This window comes from Arthrobacter sp. 05L44 (assembly GCF_056397605.1).
Genome location: NZ_JBFTNS010000002.1, coordinates 544,484 through 561,728, shown reverse-complemented (window position 1 = coordinate 561,728; position 17,245 = coordinate 544,484). Strand labels below are relative to the sequence as shown.

Below are 17,245 nucleotides of genomic sequence, written 5' to 3'. Positions count from 1 at the left end.
CCATGCCTCGTTTTGGCCCGGCAGGTTGCTGCGCCGGACCGTTGTCCGGCAGCCATTCCGGCCTGAATCCATCCTGTTCCGCGGGTACGCCCGGGTCAATACGTAGCAGCCACTCTTCGACGCAGGGGCGGCGCTCATCTCCGGCCGAACAATCCGGATGTCCTTCACACGGACGTTCCGTCGGGGCATAATCGAATTGGTCAGCATACTTATCAATCACCGTTTTCGATTGAAGGAGCGAGCATGAGAGCACTAACTTGGCAGGGCAAACGGTCCGTCAGCGTGGAGATCGTCCCGGATCCGGTGATCCAGGAGCCGACCGACGCCGTCGTCAAAATCACGTCGTCGGCGATCTGCGGCTCGGACCTGCACCTATACGAAGTCCTCGGGCCGTACATGAAGGCCGGCGACATCCTGGGCCACGAACCTATGGGCGTAGTTGAAGAAGTTGGCTCCGGAGTTACCAACCTCAAGCCGGGCGACAGGGTTGTGATCCCGTTCAACATTTCGTGCGGCCAATGCTGGATGTGCAAACAGGGCCTGCAGTCCCAGTGCGAGACCACCCAGGTTCATGCCCACAACAGCGGCGCGAGCCTCTTCGGGTTCTCCGAACTCTATGGATCGGTCCCCGGCGGGCAGGCGGAATACCTTCGCGTTCCGCACGCGGATTACGGGCCGATCAAGGTGGGGGAGGAACTCCCCGATGAGCGTTATCTCTACCTCTCGGACATTCTTCCTACGGCGTGGCAGGGCGTGAAATACGCGGACCCCCGTCCGGGCGGAACTCTGGCTGTCTTCGGCCTGGGCCCGGTTGGGCAGTTTGCCAGCCGGGTGGGCCGCCACTTGGGCCAGCGGGTCATCGCCGTCGAGCCTGTTCTTGAACGCCGCCAGATGGCTGAGCGGCACGGAGTGGAAACCGTCGATTTCACGGACGAGATCGCCGAGCAGCTCCGCGACATGACGGACGGCCGGGGGCCGGACGCGGTGGTCGATGCCGTCGGCATGGAGGCCCATCACTCCCCGGTCGGAGCCTTCGCCCAACATGCTGTGGGGCTCCTGCCGGATGCGCTGGCCAAAAAGGCCATGGAAACCGCGGGTGTGGACCGCATGACCGTACTCCACGCGGCCATAGATTCGGTGCGCCGGGGAGGCGCCGTCTCGCTCAGCGGCGTGTATGGGGGAACGGCGAGTCCGATGCCGCTGCTCACGATGTTCGACAAGCAGCTCCAACTCCGGATGGGGCAATGCAACGTCCGCCGGTGGACGGAAGAACTGTTGCCCCTCGTGGAGGATCCCGCGGATCCGCTCGGCGTCATGGACCTCAAAACGCACGAGGTCGCCCTGGACGGGGCCGCAGCCGCCTACGAGCTCTTCCAGAAGAAGGAAGACGGCTGCATCAAAGTGGTGCTAAAGCCTTAGCGGAATGATGCCGTGGGCTACTCCGGGGTGCGTTGACGTTCGGCCCCGATCTCCCGGAAGCTTCTTGCTATGCCGTGGCCTTCCCCGTGCCCGAGCCGGCTGACCTCCAGGATTCGTCCCGCCGCTGAAATTTTCAGGATCTCCCCGGAACTTCGCTTGCCGAGCTGGATCGACTCGATCGAGGTCTGCGGCAGGTCGGTGACCCCACTGGCGGCGTCTGGTCCATCCGGGACGAAGATGAGCCTCGTCTGCGTGAGGACGAGGAAGCCGACGGCGCCGTTAAGGTGCCCCCGCCCTGCCGCGCGGACGACGTCGTGTGCGTCCAGGAGGTTGACGATCCGGCGAATGGCGTGTCTGTCGTCGAATTTAAGCCCCGCACGTTCCGCTGCGTTCTTGAGGCCGTGGGAGTACACGAGCCCCTCCGGAAGATGCTCCTCGGCTTCAAGCAGTACAGCGTGGAGTTCCGGACCGGCGTCGTCCGAAGTCCAGCGGACATCGGTGCGCTGTCCGGCGGCTGTTACGGTACCGGCCAACCGCGCAGGACGACGACGGCGGCGGATAGACCGGGGGACGTGGAGCCGGAGTTCGTTCCCCTCGCTCGGTTCTACCCTGTAGCCGGCTGCTCCGGCGGCTGCTTGAATGAGTTGCCGGGCCTCCCTGGCGTCGGTCGTGAGCGTCCAGGTGACCCCGACGGGAGCGGGGGTGGCCTGTTCTTTGACGGGCGGGGCGGGACACGTCCGTCCAAGGTGTTTTTCCAGGTCCCGGGCCTCCATGGGTTTGCCGAGAAGGTAGCCCTGGGCCCGGTCGCAGCCCATGCGGGTCAGGGCGGAGAGCTGATCAGCCGTCTCGACCCCCTCCGCGACGACCAGCAGGCCAAGGCCCCTGGCGAGTCCGAGGATTCCGGCGACGAAGGCGTCAGAACCGTCTTCGCCGAGCCGGGTGACGAACGACCGGTCGATCTTGACCTCTGTGACCGGCAACCTGTGGAGCTGGGCCAAGGAAGAAAAGCCCGTCCCGAAATCGTCGATGGAAATTCCCACGCCGAGTTCGCGAAGTTCCCGAAGGTTGCGGTCGTTCACGGGGGAGTCGGTCATAGCTTGGGACTCGGTGACCTCCAAGGTGAGGGCGGCGGCAGTGAACCCGGTTTGTGCCAAGGTTTCCCGGACGAGGGCGGGGAAGCCGGCGTCGCTGAGTTGGGCCGAGGACACGTTCACGGCTATATCGATTGTGTGGCCGGCTGCCTGCCAGCTGGCGCCCGTCCGGCAGGCCTCAGAGAGCACATGGGCGCCGACCTCGGCGATCAGGTTGCTGTCTTCGGCCAGCGGAATGAACTCGCCCGGTGCCAGCCAGCCGAGGTCGGGGTGTTCCCACCGGACGAGCGCTTCCGCGGCGACTACGGCTTTAGTGATCGTGTCAATTTGCGGCTGGAAATGAACGCGCAGCTCACCGCGGGCGGCTGCGCCCCGCAGATCGCTCTCGAGCCGCAGGTAGTCCTGGCGCTGAACCTTGGGCGGAGTGTGGCCACGCGCCCGTGCTTTCGCCCGTACATCTCAAAGTCCGCTTTCGCGACCAGACGCCGGCCCGATTCAGCGTGCGAGCCAGGGTCACCGCCAGGGGAGGCGCCGCCCACCGTGCATCCAATGGCGACGTCGAGGAAGACCTTCCTGCCGTCGATCTCAACCGGGTGGGCCAGGCTCGACCGGATCTCGTCGGCAATCCGGTCGAGGTCCGACAACGTGTCGATCTCGGGTACCAGGACGACGAACTCATCCCCGCTGTACCGGGCCACGGTAGCTCCGTCACGAACGGTGCCCACCAGTTGGGCAGCGATATGCCGGAGTACAGTGTCGCCGGCGCTGTGGCCGAGGCCGTCGTTGATCCTCTTGAACCGGTTGACGTCGCAGAAGAGAAGGCCCACCTGGCTTCCCGTGCGGGCGGCACTGGCGAGGGCAGCCTCCAGCCGGTCCTCCAGGAGGGCCCTGTTGGGCAAACCGGTTAACGGATCATGCAGGGCCTGTCGGCGGGCATCCTCAAGAAGCCGGATCTTTTCCAGCGAGATGGCAGCCAAAGCTGCCAGCCCGCCCAGGCGTTCGCTGACGGAGCCCTCCAGGCTCGCAGGGCCCGGCCCCACCCAGTGCGCCAGTACGATCCCTGCGAGCTGGTTCCCGGCCATAATGGGGGCCGCGGCCAGAGCCGAAATGTTGAACTCTTCCAGCATGCCCCGCGCCCAGTCCGACCCGGCCTTGGTCACCAGCATCGGTGCGCACGTGGCGACCAGCTCCGTCAGCTCCGGGCTATCCTGGGCGGCGACGATATATGCGGCCAGCCGGTCCGCGAGCCCGCCGTGCCAGCCGCTCATGCCTGCTATGCGTACGCGGCCCGTCTCGGGATCCCACAGTGCGATCGCCGACCGGTCGGCACCCGACAGGGCCGGCACGGCGTCGGCGATGGAATTGGCCAAAGACGGCACCGTGGAGTGTTCGGCCAGAGAATTCGAAACATCCAACAATAGGCGCGCCGTTTCGCCGTGTTCCCGGGCCTCCGCGACAACACCGGCGATGTCGAGGCTGACGGCGGCGTGTCGTGCGTAGGCCGCCAGGGCCTCGGTGTCACCGGGAAAGAATTGTTGCCCGCTGTGCGCCACGGCGGCCAGGATTCCGTAAGAATGCTTTCCGGACTCGACTGGAACACTCACCACAGGCAGCCCGTCGAGGGCGGGTGAGTCGCGGGAAAGCGAGATCCCGGTCCCGTCCAGTGCCGCTGCCAACACGTCTCCCAATCCACGCGTCCGGACATGCCGGCCCCCTGCGGGTGTTCGGACGGCCAGCAGGTGGCCCGGTGCGTGCACCGCGCTGTCGGTTCGGTCCAGGATGCGGTCAAGAATGTCTTCCAGGGACTCGCTGTTCGCGAGGTCCGATGCGGCCCCTTCTAGAGTCCTCAGCCTGTGTTCGGTCTTCGAGCGGTGGTCGGCGGGTGGTTCACTCCGGGCGGGTTTTTGCAGCAGGGACCTGAGGCGCTGGAGCGGGGACACGGCCCACTTGATGTCGTAGCGGCACTCGGTTGCGCCGTCCGCCTGACAGCCCTTTCCGTGCTCCACCCGCGCGGGAGCCAACCCGAACAGGACCGGTACCTGGGCGAGGAAGCCGATCTGGCTGTCGCAGTCGACCCGGTTGGGCTGGTAAGGCGGCAGCACTTTCCAGCTGATTGACGCCGAGCCGTCGTCGGACCGTTCGCACGTGAGCAACGTCGCGGAATCAACCCGCGTCGAGAAGGGGGAGACGCTGCGGAACGCGACTGCCGGCGAGCCATATTCACGGCCCAGGTGCCGCCACCGCTCCATTCCCGGATCCTGAAAGTAGGTTGCACCGAGCCGCAGCCCGATCCTGGGGTTGGCCAGTTCGTCGGCGGCCGCTTCGAAGAGCCGCAGCTTTTCCGTGTAGGAAATTCTCCCCACAGCACTTTCGAGCACGTCCCTCCGGTCGCTCAGTCCGGCCCGGTGCAGAATCCGGTCGACACCAGCCGCACCGGCCTCCTCTTCAACAACCCGCAATAAAACGCGAGTGATACCCGTGGACGATCCGGGTACCAGATTGCCGGTCATACTCATCAATTCCCCCAAAACTCGTCTTCGGCCCGTGGCTGCAGATATGTCATAGCCGCACGCGTCTGGCTGAACGGGACGTTTACTGCTGGCGGGCGCCGCAGTAGGATGCAACGGCCAGGCCGCGCAGGGCTGGGAGGGGCCTAAACGTGGGCAGAGGGAGCATGCCATTGACCTTTGCTGTTCGGTAGCCCGGCTGACCGCGAGGGTCCCGTGGCTTTGCGTCCCCGGCTCGCACCGGGTTTGCCCTTTTCGACGAGCGGATGCCCAATCGATGGTGATATTAGCAAGAACTTCCAAGAATCCGCGTCAAAAAGGACACGGAGGCGGAATCCATGCCGTTTCCTGACCGGAATTCCCACCCACCACCCCCTGAGACGCTCCGGGCGGAAGAGCCCCCGGCCGGAGGTGGTTTGATTAGTCAGTGCTCCACCTCAAACGCCTGCTGGTCTTCGGCCTCTTCGCCCTCGGCGTCATCACCGCATTCTCCTTCTGGGCCATCCGGCAACCCGGTGTTGACGCCCGCACCGCTTTCTCGGCACCGCCCCGGGCGGAGGCCAAGCTTGAAGCGCTGACCGGCGGGATCAGTTCCGCGGTTAACGTGACCCGGAATCCCGACGCCGTGTGGCTGAGCCGCGCCGCGGCCGGGACCGGGATCCCTGCCCGGGCCCTCCGGGCCTATGTTGCGGCAGCGTCCGCAGCTAACAGCTCCACTCCGGGCTGCGGCATCGGCTGGAACACTGTGGCCGCCGTCGGCTTCGTTGAATCGGCGCACGGAACCTACGGCGGAGGCAGCCTTACCGCCGCCGGGCATGCGAGCGGCCCGATTGTGGGCCCGAGTCTTGACGGCGACGGGTTTGCCGCCATCGCCGATACGGACGGAGGCGCCCTCGATGGCGACGCGCGCTGGGACCACGCCGTCGGGCCCATGCAGTTCATCCCCACCACCTGGCGGCTTGTAGGCCGGGACGGAAACGGGGACGGGAAAGCGGACCCGTTCAACATCGATGACGCCGCCCTCAGCGCAGCCACCTATCTCTGCGACCACGGCCGTGACCTCAGCACAGACCAGGGGTGGACCGACGCCATCTATTCGTATAACCAGTCCGGCGCCTACATTCGCCAGGTGCGGGCCGAAGCGACCGCCTACGCCGCCAAGGCGGGTACCGCAGGCTAGGCCCGGAACCGTGGCGCAACGGGCCTCGGGAAGTTCATCCTCCGTCGGGTCTTGAGCCGCGGTGCAGGATCACCATAAGGTGAGGGCGACCCGCCAATCTTCAGGAGATGCCATGTCCCTCGTCCGCGTGCACAATTTCTCGGTTTCCCTCGACGGCTTCGGCACCGGCGAGGGCCAGCAGCTCGAGGCACCCTTCGGCCACGCGGGTTCGCGCCTGATGAAATGGGCCTTCGAGACGCGCACCTTCCGGCAGATGGGGCTCCCCGGGGAAGGCGAGGGATCCCAGGGTGTCGATGAGGCGTTCGCCAGCGCATGGGGTCCCGGGATCGGCGCGGAGATCATGGGGCGGAACAAATTCGGTCCCCAGCGCGGGCCGTGGGCCGACGAGGAATGGAAGGGCTGGTGGGGCGATAACCCGGTCTTCCACACGCCCGTGGTGGTGCTGACCCACCACCCCCGGCCGGTCCTCGAAATGGAAGGCGGGACAACGTTCCATTTCGTCGACGCCGACCCCGTTTCCGCGCTCGAGCAGGCCCGCGCCCTGGCCGGCGACCTCGACATCCGGATCGGCGGCGGCGTCAGCACGATCCGGCAGTTCCTTGAGGCTGACCTGATCGACCACATGCACGTCGTTCTTGTGCCGATCGTCCTCGGCCGGGGGGAACGGCTCTGGGACGGCCTCGAAGAACTCGAACAGCGCTTTGACATCGAAGCCACCGCGTCCCCGCAGGGCGTGGTCCACCTGATCTTCACCCGACGGCCCGCCAAGTAGGCAGGGCCCGCCGTCGCCGTCGACGGCGTGACGTCAGAGTCTGCGGCGCCCGGCCCACAGCCCGTGCAGCAGCGGAACGACTGAGGCGATCATCAGCACCCGGCCGAGCACACCGTCGTCGGCGAGAACGATCGAGCCCGCCACCAGCAGCGCGCCGAAAACCGCCGCCGATCCCGCCCGCTGCACAGCCCGGTCCAGCCGCGCCATCTGACGCTCCAGCCGCGGATTGGAGACTGAAACTGACCCGTCTTCGAAGCGGGTGATGAGCCCGTCGAGGCGTTTCGGCAGACGCAGGGCTGCCCCCGCGACGTCGAGCGCCTGCTGGGCCACATCCTGCACGATATTGCCGCGCTCGTCGCGCAGCAGCTGGCCAGCAAACGGTTCCACCGCGTCCCACAGATTGAACCGTGCATCCAATGCACTGCACACGCCCGAGGTCAGGGACATGGCCCTGATGATGAGCAGGAAATTCTCGGGCAACTGGAATGGCAGGGAGCGTATGAGGTCACCGAACTCCACCGCGAATTCCAGGAACTCGCGTTGGTCCACCTCGCGAAGTTCGGCGAAGCCCATCCCGCCAAAGCGTGCGAAGAGGTGCGTCATGGCCCGCTCGAGTTCGGCCCTGTTGGCGGAGGGGACCAGCACGCCGATGTCGCTGATCGCCGCCACGAGTCCCTGGCCGTCACGCGAGGCGGCGGCGATCAGCAGCTTCCGCAGTCCGCTGCGGGTGCCGGGCGGGACCTCGCCCATCATGCCGAAGTCGATGAACGTCAGCTTCCAGGGACGCCCTGCCGCCGGATCGGATGCCGGCGTGACGAAGATGTTGCCGGGGTGGGGATCGGCATGGAAAAAGCCGTTGGTGAAGAGCTGCTCGAACATGACCGACGCGAACACCGGAGCGACCTCCGCGGGATCGATGCCCGCCGCACGAAGGGCCTGGGCGTCCGTGATCTTGATGGCGGTGACGTTCTCCAGGGTGAGCACACGGCGTGTGGTCCACTCCCAGGCCACGGCGGGAACGTCCACCCTGTGGTCGTCGGTAAACTCGGCCGCAAAGCGTTCGGCATTCGCGGCTTCATGCAGGTAATCGATTTCCTCGAGGCTGGTTTGCGCGAATTCCTCCACCAGGGCGGGCATGTCCGCCCGCCGTGACACCAGCCGGATGCGGCTGAGCCAGCCCCCTACCTTGCGCAGGGCTGCGAGGTCGACGTCGACGATCGCATCAATGCCGGGACGCTGCACCTTCAGGACAACGCTCTCGAGGCCGGCGTCGGCGGCGTTCGCCGGAAGCATCCGCGCCAGGTGGGCCTGTCCGAGGGAGGCTGCGGCGATGGGCGTCTCCTCGACGGAGGCGAAAACACGTTCCAGCGGCGCGCCGAGCTCGGCTTCGGCGAGGGCACGGATGTCCGCGAACGGCACCGGAGGAACCTCGTCCTGGAGCCCCTCGAGTTCCTTGGTGATCTCGGGTGGCAACACGTCGAGCCGGGAGGACAGGAACTGGCCCACCTTGATCATGAGCCCACCCAGGTCCAGGGCGAGCGCGTGGAAGCGCTCCGCGAAGCCCTGCATTCTTTTTGACCTGGTGCGCTCGGTGATTCCGCCCAGCCCAATGCGGGGGAGGAACAGCTCAAACCACCACGTCTTGGAAAGATGCCACGCGGCGAAGCGCAGGATGCGGCGGTAGCGGGCGCGGGTGTTCCCGGCGCCGCTCACCGGATTTGCTCGGTCCCGGCGGCCAGACGTCACCCCCTAGTCCTGGGCGAGGATCGAATACAGCCGGCGTCGTGCGTCATTGAGCACTGCCACCGCCTGCTGCACCTGCTCCGGCGTGCCGGTCCGGCCCACCAGCGACGCTGCCTGGGCAAGCTCGACGCCGGCCTTGGGCAGGGCGGCGAATCCGGTGCCGGACCCGCCGTCGGCCGCCTCCCAGGGAGACGACGCCCCGGCGTGGGCAGCATCTTCCCGGCCCGCCTCGGTCAGGGAATAGATCTTGCGGCCGTTGGACTCCTCCGCGAGGATCAGACCCTCGTCGGCGAGCAGTTGGAGGGTCGGGTAAACGGAGCCGGCGCTGGGCTTCCAGCTGCCGCCGCTGCGCTCCTCGATTTCATGGATGATCTGGTAGCCGTGCATCGGCCGCTCCGCCAGCAGGGCCAGCACGGCCGAGCGCACCTCGCCCCGTCCCGCGCGGGTGCCGGAGCGTTTTTCAAAGCGTGAACGAAGTTCTTCGACAGCCTGCCACATGCCGTCAATGTTGGGGCCGCCGAAGCCGCCGGCCGGGAACGAGTTACGCATGTTGCTCTCCTTAGTGAATAGCGAACGATAGTCAACGATACGTCCCGATACCCGCGAAACCAACGGTGGGTTTCCGGAGCCGCGGGGCAGACGTGTGCCCCGGCGTCCCGTAAAGTGCACCGAATGGACAAAGACCCGGGTCATTGGTTCCTTAGCCGGTCTGAGCGGGGGAACCAGGCCTCCGACGTGCACACCGGCGTGGACGGTGGACGGGAGTGGTCCGAGGGTAACCTGGTGACGCCCCTTGTCCATGGTGCCGCCTACTTCGCCCGGCTGCATGCGGAGCTGACGGCCCTGCGGGCAGGCGATCGTGTCTGGTTCACCGACTGGCGGGGCGACGCCGATGAACGGCTGCTCCCGGACGGGCCGACGATCGGGGATGTCCTCGCCGGCCTCGCGCGGGCGGGAGTGGAAGTCCGCGGCTTGGTCTGGAGATCCCACGGAGAGCGCATTTCGGCCCCGATCAGCGGCCGCTCCAACGAGCTCCTGGGCCGAGAGATTAACGAGGCCGGCGGCGAGGTGCTGCTGGACCAGCGCGTCCGGCTGTTCGGTTCGCACCATCAAAAGATGTTCGTCATCCGACGCCGCCACGACCCGTCGAAGGATGTTGCTTTTGTGGGTGGCCTGGACCTCTCGCACAGCCGCCGCGACGACGCCGGCCATAAAGGGGACCCGCAGGCCGTGACCATGGATGCCCGGTACGGGAAGCGGCCGCCCTGGCACGATGCCGCCCTGGAACTGCGGGGCCCGGTGGTGGCCGACGTGCTGGCGGTCTTCGCCGAACGGTGGAACGACCCCCATCCTCTGGACCGGCACACCCCCTACCGGATGCTGCTGCAGCGCCTGGCCCGGATGCCGCGCCACCCTGGACCGCTGCCGGCGACTGCACCCCCGCCGCCGCCGGCGGGCCCGCACGCCGTGCAGCTGCTGCGCACGTACGGCGTGAAACGCCCGCCGTTGCCCTTCGCGCCGGCCGGGGAACGCAGTATTGCCCGCGCCTACGCGAAGGCTTTCGCCCGCGCCCGTTCGCTGATCTACATCGAGGACCAGTACTTGTGGTCCGCGGAGATTGCCGCAGGCATCGCCGCCGCCCTGCGCCGGAACCCGGACCTGACAGTCATCGTCGTCGTGCCCCGGTATCCCGATACGGATGGCCCGGTGGCAGGACCGGCAAAGCGGATCGGGCAGGCCCGCGCCATCAGTGCCCTGCGCCGGGCGGCGCCGGACAGGGTGGGCATCTTCGACCTGGAGAACAGTGCGGGAACACCGATCTACATCCACGCCAAGATCTGCATCATCGACGACACCTGGTTTACCTGCGGCTCGGATAACTTCAACCGCCGGTCGTGGACCACGGACAGTGAGCTCACCTGCGCCGTGGTGGACACCACGCCCAGCGGCGAACAGGCAGGCCCTGAAGACAGCCAGGCCAACGGCCCTGACGCAAACGACGGCCCCGCCCCGGCCGTTTCCCTGGCGCACAAGCTTCGGTGCCAGCTTTGGGCCGAACATCTGGGAATGGACCAGGACGATCCCCGGCTCCAGGATCCGGCGCGCGGACTGGAGCTCTGGAATGGCGCAGTAGCGGCCCTCGACCGCTGGCACCAGACCGGCCACACCGCGGCCCGCCCGCCGGGACAGGCACGGCGCCACGTCCTGGAACCGGTAACCGCGCTCCAACGGCTCTGGGCCGATCCCATCAACCGCTTCATCGTCGACCCGGACGGACGCCCGCGGCAGCTCCGGGGGACGACCGAGTTCTAGGCCGCGCCAGCCCTGGTCTTAGGCCTGTTCCCGGGGACGGCGCGGTAGAAGTACATTTCCCGGGAACCGGACGGGGCATCCCAGCCCTGGGCAAACATCCAGGTCCCGTCGAATTTGAGCAGGCCGCCCCACGCCAGGGAACCTCCCCGGTGCACGGCTTTCTGGGTGAAGGGCTGCCGCACGTCGTAGAGGGCCTGGGCCGCGGAGAACTGCCCGTAGGCGTCGCCGTAGAAGAAGTCCAGGACCAGGGTGGTGCCTGCGCCGTTGTCCTCATCGACAATGGCGCAGGCCACTTCGTGCAGGGAGCCCTGCAGCGGGCCAAGGTCCAGGTAGTCCTGCGGCTCAAAGGTCCAGGTCTCGAAGTCGGTGGAACGTCCCACATGGGTAGTGCCGCCGCATCCCTCGGACAGGTACATCAGGTACTGCCCGTCGATCTTGACCGCTTCACCCCGGGCGTTCCGGGGGATAACGGCGCCCTTGGCCCAAAACCGGGAAACCTTGTGGGGGACTGCCAGCCCGAGCTTCTCCCAGTGGATGAGGTCATCCGAGACGGCAACGTTGATGTCGCACCCGACGTCGCCCAGGGGATACACCTCGGGGTCCTGGCCGGCGTCCGCCTCGGAGCGGTCGATCGTCCAGATCCCGTTATAGAACATGTAGTAGCGGCCGTTGGCCCGGTAAACCTTCGGGTCTTCGCATCCGAGGATCTCGTTATCCAGCGTGGGGTACACCACAGGGTTGGCGGGGTTATCCAGCCACCCGGCCGCCGGATCGTAGACGGCGACGCCGATGCGGCTGGAGACCGATTCCTTGCGTGGAGAAGCCCGGTAGAAAAGGTAGAGCTTTCCGTCGCGCTCCATGAGGGAGGGGTTGAAGATGGAGTCCGCGGTCCAGCCGATGCCGACGGGGTCCTCCCAGTCCTCGACCTGGCGGAAGGTCAGCGCATCGTCCTTGCGGAACGGGCCGATTGCCCATTCGGGATGCTCCGGATACTCGGCCGAGAACTGGTCGGTCGAGATCGTGTCGGTCAGGGGGTTGCTGAACGTGAGCGCGGCTTCATAGGTGATGCGCAGGGCCTCGGTGGTGATCTTCTGCATGGGGTTCTTCCTGTAGGAGTGAGGTGTCAGTTCCGGACCAGGTTCACCCAGGTGAACCCTCCGGGGGCCACGGTGATGCGGCCCGATCGGTCTTCGCCGGTCCGGTCCGGGGCGGGGCTGACAGGCCAGCCGGTCGCGTCGAAGGCCTCCTGCTGCAGGTGGAAGCCCCTGGGCACGGGCACGCGCCGGGTGGTGCTTTGCGGGGCGGCGCTGATGTACAGCGTGGAGTCACCCGCCGGGCCAGCTACGGAGACCGTGGAGACCAGGGGCTGCAGCAGGACCGCGTCGATCGCGGCGTCGCCTCCGGTTGTTCCGGTGACGCTGGTCGCCCCGGCCGGCAGGGGCCGGCCGAGGGCGAACGGGAAGAGGATGCCGGGGGCCGCTGTAATGCCCTGCGCACCGGCCCCTCCGTTGGCCGTGCTGCCCAGGACTGTTCCGCGGGCCTTCCAGGAGGCGGTGCCGGACGGTGCGGGGCGCTGATTGACCACGGCGTAGACGTTGCGTGCCTGCTGGGATGCGGAAACGGGGATGACCACCGAGCCGCCGGGGTTCAGGGCGACGTAGGCGCCGGCGGACCAGTTGGCCTCGCCGGTCCATGAGGAGGCCGGTTTCACCACCGTGCCGCCCGTGACGGTTCCGGATTCGGCTTCGGCTACCCGGAGGCCGTCCGTGCCGGTGGTGCGGCTGATCCCCAGGGCCTTGGCTTTGAGCGCCGGGCGGGCGTCCAGGGTGAGCATGGACAGCAGGGTATGGATGGTGGATTCCGCGCCGGAGTTGGGGTTGATGCGGCCGTCGGTTTCGATGCCGTCGATTGCGGTGCCCGTCGCCGGGTCATAGGCGGGCTTCCCGCTGCGGTTGGCGCCGAAGTACCAGCCGGCCGCGACGGCGGCAACGTCGATTAGGCCGGGTGCGTCAGCTGCTTTGGCAGTTGCCACCAGTCCTTCGATCCGCGAGTCCACGCCGTAGGCGATCTGCGCCTCGCCCGGGACCGGGCTCCAGGCGTTGTCCGGTCCGCCCGCGGCCAGCAGTTGCGGGGTGAACTGTGCGGAGTCGCGCACCGCCGCGGCCAGGAGGTCGGGACGCTTGAGCTGCTTTGACGCGTCGGCGACGGCGGCCGCCGTCATGCCGCCCCAGGCGTGCCACAGGGTCCGGGACTGGTTCCAGGGCAGTATCGCCCCGAAGGGCCACTGCCCGGCGGATCCGGCGGACATCGCTGCGATGCCCTCGGTGAGTTTGGCCAGCGCACCGGCCGCCGCGCCGTCGTCGGGGGCTGCCCGTGTGTAGGCGGTGAGCCCCAGCACGGCTTCCGCGGAGGCGTCCGCGCCGCCGGTGATCAGCCAGGCCGGAACCCTGGCGCCGTCGGCGACGTCGTAGCGCCCGTACTTGGCCAGTGACTGACCGGCCAGGGAGGTGACGGCGAGCTTCAGCCGGGCCTGCAGGAAGGCAGCGAACTGGGGATCGGCCGACTTGAACGCGGCGTAGCCTTCACCGAGCGCCCACACCGTCCGGGCCAGCCAGTACGACTCGGCCGAGTCGCTGGGGTCCGGGAGTTCGGCAGGCGTGGCGCTGGGCGTGAGTGTCCCATCGGGCTGCTGCCACAGGACCACGTTACCGGCGTTGGGCCCGGTGGTGGTCTGCAGGTACGTCAGCGAACGCAGCACCTCGAAGGCGCGCTCCCGGCTGGAGGCGTCCCCGGTCTGCCGCCAGTGGCGGAGGTACACGACGGCGGTCCGGGCGATGTCGTCCGCGTTGAACGCGCCCTGGCTCCAATGGCCCGAGGCGGCGTCCCTGGTACCACCGCCAACCCGGGTGTAGGTGCCGTCGGCGTTTTTATTCGCGTACGTCCAGGGCGCCTGCGCGGCGGGCCGGTCGGCGATCTGGTACGTGGTGTGTCCCGCGACCGCCCGGAGCGGAACGGTGTCCAGCAGGAAGTTCAGGTGGGACAAGTTCGTCAGCGGGGCCCGCCGGGCGGGGGAGGGGACGTGCGGCGCGGGGGCCGGTGTCTGCGGCGCGGCAGGGGCCTGCGGCGCCGCCGAAACCGGCCCCACCCCGGCCAGGAGCATGGACAAGGAGGCGACGACTGCGATCGGGGCGCATCTCAGGCGTGCGTGAACAGTGAAGCGGGTCATGTCTGGCTCCTAGGGCGGTGGGGCGGGGCGGGCAGGCGTCCGAAGGGGCGGTTTCTAGACGCGGTCCAGCCGGGCTACGCCGATTTTTGAATCGGCCATGCCGTAGAAGACGAACAGCTGCTCGCCGATTTTCTCGATGGCGGTCGGGAAGACAACGTTCGGGACGATGCCGGCCTTCTCCTCAGCGGTTTCCGGCGCGAGCAGGGGCTTGTCGCTGCGGGCGATGACCTTGGAGGGGTCCTCGGCGTCGAGGATCATGGCGGCGGCCACGTAGTTCACGTTCTGCTGCTGGGCAAAGTCCGATTTGGCCATCACCCCGGAGACGCCGTGGTGGATCAGCAGCCAGCCCTCGTCCACCCGGATGGGAGCGGGGCCGGCACCGATCTTGAGGGCCTCGAAGTCGAACTCGCTCAGGGCAACCTGGCGGTGGTTGCGCATGTGGACCAGGTTGCGCAGGTCCTGCTCCACCTCGGCGACCGGAACGTAGGAGATCCAGATGCCGGGCCGGTTGTCGGTAACGCCGGCCGGGAGGTGTTCGCCTTCGCCGTCCCGGATCCATCCCAGATCCCACATGGGCCGGTGCAGCATCGCGAAGGACGGGACGCCGTCGGGGTCATTGACGGGTTCGGGGAAGAAGACCGCGTCCTTGTTGGCGAAGAGGTTCAGGTCCATGGACAGGTCCGGCTGGTAGCCGAAGTGGCACGGCCCCAGCCGTTCCCAGCTGCGCAGGTCCTTGGAGGCGGCGAAGGCCAGCCTCGGGCCCAGGGGACCGTAGGCCACGTAGGTCATGAGGTGTTTGCCGAGCGCCGGAACCCACGTGGTGCGCGGGTCCTCGGTGCCGGCGTTGTTGGTGCCGCGTTCCCAGCCCTCGTCGGGGGCGAGCACAATGCCCTCGCGGTCGACGCCGGTGGGCACGCCGTCGTCGCCGATGGTCACCTTCGCCAAGCCCACGCGGGAGACGTTGCCCTCGGCGACGAGCCGGGGCAGGAGGTACAGGGCGCCGTCGGGCCCCCGGCCGCTGGCCGGGTTCAGGACGCCTTCGGCCTCGAACTCGTTGCCGGGCTCCGGGGCCATAATGACGCCGGCGCGGGTGAGGGTGAACGGGACGGTGGGCAGTGCGGAAGTTTGGGGGGAGGTCATGGATTAGCCCTTTACGCTGGAACCGATATTGGTGGAAATGAACTGGCGCTGGAAGAAGATGAAAAGCGCGACGGCGGGGGCCGCCAGGACGCAGGCGCCGGCCAGGATGGCGCCGAACGGGTTGGATGCCGTCGCGGCGATGTTGGAGATGTAGTTGGCGAGTGAGACGGCCAGCGGCTGGAGGGACTGGTCCTTGGTGACCAGGAACGGCCACAGGAACTCATTCCACGGGCCGATGAAAGTCAGCAGCACGGCCGTGACGATGGCGGGCCGGACCAGGGGAACGGCGATCTGCCAGAGGATCCGCAGCTCGGACGCACCGTCGATGCGGGCGGCCTCGAACAGCGTCGAGGGCAGCTGCAGGAAGTACTGGCGGAACACAAACACCGCCGTCGAGTTGATCGCGAACGGCAGGATCATGCCGATGTAGGTGTCCGCGAGCCCGTAGTCCCGCACGATCATGACGTACAGGGGGATCAGGAGCAGCTGGAACGGGATCATCTGGACCAGCAGCATCATGCCGAACACCAGGCCCTTGCCGCGGAACTGCATCTGCGCCAGGGCGTAGCCCACCAGCAGGCCGAAGACGACGGTAAAGAAGATCACACCGCCGGTGAATATCCCCGAATTGACCAGGCCCCTGAGCAGGTCGATGGAGTTGTTGATGTTGGTGTAGTTCTCTCCGGTGATGTTCCCCGGGTTGGGGAAGGCACCGCCCACGGACGTGTCGGGGGAGGTCTGCAGGGACCCGATGAACATGTAGTAGAAGGGAAAGAGGAAGACGAAGGCGCCGACGGCGAGCAGCACGAAGCTGCCCACGCCGAGGTTCCTGCGCTTCTCCACCCCGGAGGCCTGGCCGGTTGAAGTGTCCTGAGTCGACATTGTCAGTCCTCCTTTCCGCCCACGAGGCGTTTTTGGATCAGAGCGATAAGCAGTACACCGATGACCAGCACGACGCCGAGTGCGGCGGCGACGTCGGGGTTTCCCTGCAGGATGCCCTTCTGGTACATCAGGAACACCGGCGACGCCGAGGCCCCGTCCGGACCGCCGCCGCCGGTGAGCAGATACGGTTCGGTGAAGAGGTTCGCCCCGGTGATGGTGGCCAGCAGGGTCACCAGCACGCTGGCCGGACGGACGCCCGGAACGGTGATGTTCCAGAACTGGACCCACTTGTTTCCGCCGTCCACGGACGCGGACTCGTAGAGTTCATCCGGGATGTTCTGCAGCGCGGCCAGGTACAGCAGGATGAAGAATCCCAGCTGCTTCCACGTCACGTACAGCGCCACGGTGGGCATCGCGAGCCAGGAGTTGGTCAGCCATGACGGGTTCGGGGCCAGCGGCCCCAGCAGCCCGTTGACCAGGCCGTTTTGCTGGAACAGGAAGAGCCAGACACCCACGACGGCGACGCTCGCCGTGACGTACGGGACGTAGTAGCTGACCCGGAAGAAGGTCCTGAGCCTGCTGACGCGGTTGAGCGCGTTGGCCAGGACCAGGGACAGCCCGACGGTCAGCGGTACGTTGATGATCAGGAAAACGCCGATGTTCGCGAAGGAACGCTGGACGGCGGGGTCCGAGAGGACCGTGACGTAGTTATCCAGCCCCACGAACGGCCGGTCCACCTGTACCCCGGGGGCGGTGAAGAAGAAGTCGTGGAAGGAGATGTACACTGCGTACCCCAGCGGGTAGGCCAGGACGCCGAGGATGTAGATAACGTACGGGGCGCTGAACAGCAGGCCCAGCGGCTGGCGCCCAAGGAAACCCGGGCGTTTCCTTGCCGCCGGCCGAGGGGCCGGTGTCCGCCCGGCCGGGCCCGCGGCGGGCGGCCCGCCGCGGACGGAACGAAGTGACATGGGG

At 67.2% G+C, this 17,245-nt stretch carries 13 protein-coding genes and 1 riboswitch; of the genes, 4 read left to right on the top strand and 9 right to left on the bottom strand.

The features are described 5' to 3' along the window. Positions 1–243: 243 nt before the first annotated feature. Positions 244–1,419 carry a zinc-dependent alcohol dehydrogenase gene (locus tag AC1DHY_RS07820; protein WP_476880182.1) on the top strand — a complete coding sequence of 392 codons (1,176 nt, stop codon included), beginning with the start codon at positions 244–246 and terminating at the stop codon, positions 1,417–1,419. 17 nt (positions 1,420–1,436) lie between these two features. Here AC1DHY_RS07820 and AC1DHY_RS07815 read toward each other — a convergent pair whose 3' ends face one another. Both AC1DHY_RS07815 and AC1DHY_RS07810 read right to left on the bottom strand, forming a co-directional pair. Continuing rightward, complete coding sequence (locus AC1DHY_RS07815) at positions 1,437–2,837, bottom strand: EAL domain-containing protein (protein ID WP_476903483.1); 1,401 nt, start codon at positions 2,835–2,837, stop codon at positions 1,437–1,439. Then, the gene (locus AC1DHY_RS07810) at positions 2,813–5,020 is read right to left on the bottom strand and encodes a diguanylate cyclase domain-containing protein (protein ID WP_476880157.1); all 2,208 of its coding nucleotides are present in this window, start codon (positions 5,018–5,020) and stop codon (positions 2,813–2,815) included. Before AC1DHY_RS07810 ends, AC1DHY_RS07815 begins: the two co-directional genes overlap by 25 nt. Before the next feature lie 183 nt (positions 5,021–5,203). After that, positions 5,204–5,278: riboswitch (cyclic di-GMP riboswitch) on the bottom strand. 166 nt (positions 5,279–5,444) lie between these two features. Between AC1DHY_RS07810 and AC1DHY_RS07805 the strand changes: the two genes are divergently transcribed. Both AC1DHY_RS07805 and AC1DHY_RS07800 read left to right on the top strand, forming a co-directional pair. Next, a complete protein-coding gene (locus AC1DHY_RS07805; RefSeq protein ID WP_476880158.1) occupies positions 5,445–6,197 on the top strand; it encodes a lytic transglycosylase domain-containing protein in 753 nt (250 codons plus the stop codon). 112 nt (positions 6,198–6,309) lie between these two features. Beyond that, positions 6,310–6,969 (top strand): dihydrofolate reductase family protein, encoded by a 660-nt coding sequence (locus tag AC1DHY_RS07800; protein ID WP_476903428.1) that lies wholly within the window; start codon positions 6,310–6,312, stop codon positions 6,967–6,969. Between the two features lie 33 nt (positions 6,970–7,002). Here AC1DHY_RS07800 and AC1DHY_RS07795 read toward each other — a convergent pair whose 3' ends face one another. Next, positions 7,003–8,715: an ABC1 kinase family protein gene (locus AC1DHY_RS07795; protein ID WP_476903427.1), complete on the bottom strand. Its 1,713-nt coding sequence runs from the start codon at positions 8,713–8,715 to the stop codon at positions 7,003–7,005. Positions 8,716–8,718: 3 nt separating this feature from the next. Beyond that, on the bottom strand, positions 8,719–9,261 hold the full coding sequence (locus tag AC1DHY_RS07790; RefSeq protein WP_476879291.1) for a PadR family transcriptional regulator: 543 nt from the start codon (positions 9,259–9,261) through the stop codon (positions 8,719–8,721). A gap of 123 nt (positions 9,262–9,384) precedes the next feature. On the opposite strand from AC1DHY_RS07790, the gene AC1DHY_RS07785 reads away from it, so the two are divergent. Beyond that, positions 9,385–11,025, top strand: a complete 1,641-nt coding sequence (locus AC1DHY_RS07785) for a phospholipase D family protein (protein ID WP_476879290.1) — start codon at positions 9,385–9,387, stop codon at positions 11,023–11,025. On the opposite strand, the gene AC1DHY_RS07780 is transcribed toward AC1DHY_RS07785, so the two are convergent. Genes AC1DHY_RS07780 through AC1DHY_RS07760 form a run of 5 tightly spaced genes read right to left on the bottom strand, consistent with a single transcriptional unit; the run spans position 11,022 to position 17,241 of the window. Then, positions 11,022–12,122 (bottom strand): glycoside hydrolase family 130 protein, encoded by a 1,101-nt coding sequence (locus tag AC1DHY_RS07780; protein ID WP_476903426.1) that lies wholly within the window; start codon positions 12,120–12,122, stop codon positions 11,022–11,024. The genes AC1DHY_RS07785 and AC1DHY_RS07780 overlap by 4 nt on opposite strands. 26 nt (positions 12,123–12,148) lie before the next feature. Next, entirely contained in the window at positions 12,149–14,251 is a 2,103-nt protein-coding gene (locus AC1DHY_RS07775; RefSeq protein ID WP_476879288.1) for a hypothetical protein, read from the bottom strand. Positions 14,252–14,305: 54 nt separating this feature from the next. Then, positions 14,306–15,391, bottom strand: coding sequence for a glycoside hydrolase family 130 protein (locus tag AC1DHY_RS07770; protein WP_476879287.1), 1,086 nt, complete (start codon positions 15,389–15,391; stop codon positions 14,306–14,308). Between the two features lie 3 nt (positions 15,392–15,394). Then, positions 15,395–16,273 (bottom strand): carbohydrate ABC transporter permease, encoded by an 879-nt coding sequence (locus AC1DHY_RS07765; protein ID WP_476879286.1) that lies wholly within the window; start codon positions 16,271–16,273, stop codon positions 15,395–15,397. A gap of 2 nt (positions 16,274–16,275) precedes the next feature. Further along, positions 16,276–17,241 carry a carbohydrate ABC transporter permease gene (locus AC1DHY_RS07760; RefSeq protein ID WP_476879285.1) on the bottom strand — a complete coding sequence of 322 codons (966 nt, stop codon included), beginning with the start codon at positions 17,239–17,241 and terminating at the stop codon, positions 16,276–16,278. Between the last annotated feature and the right edge of the window lie 4 nt (positions 17,242–17,245).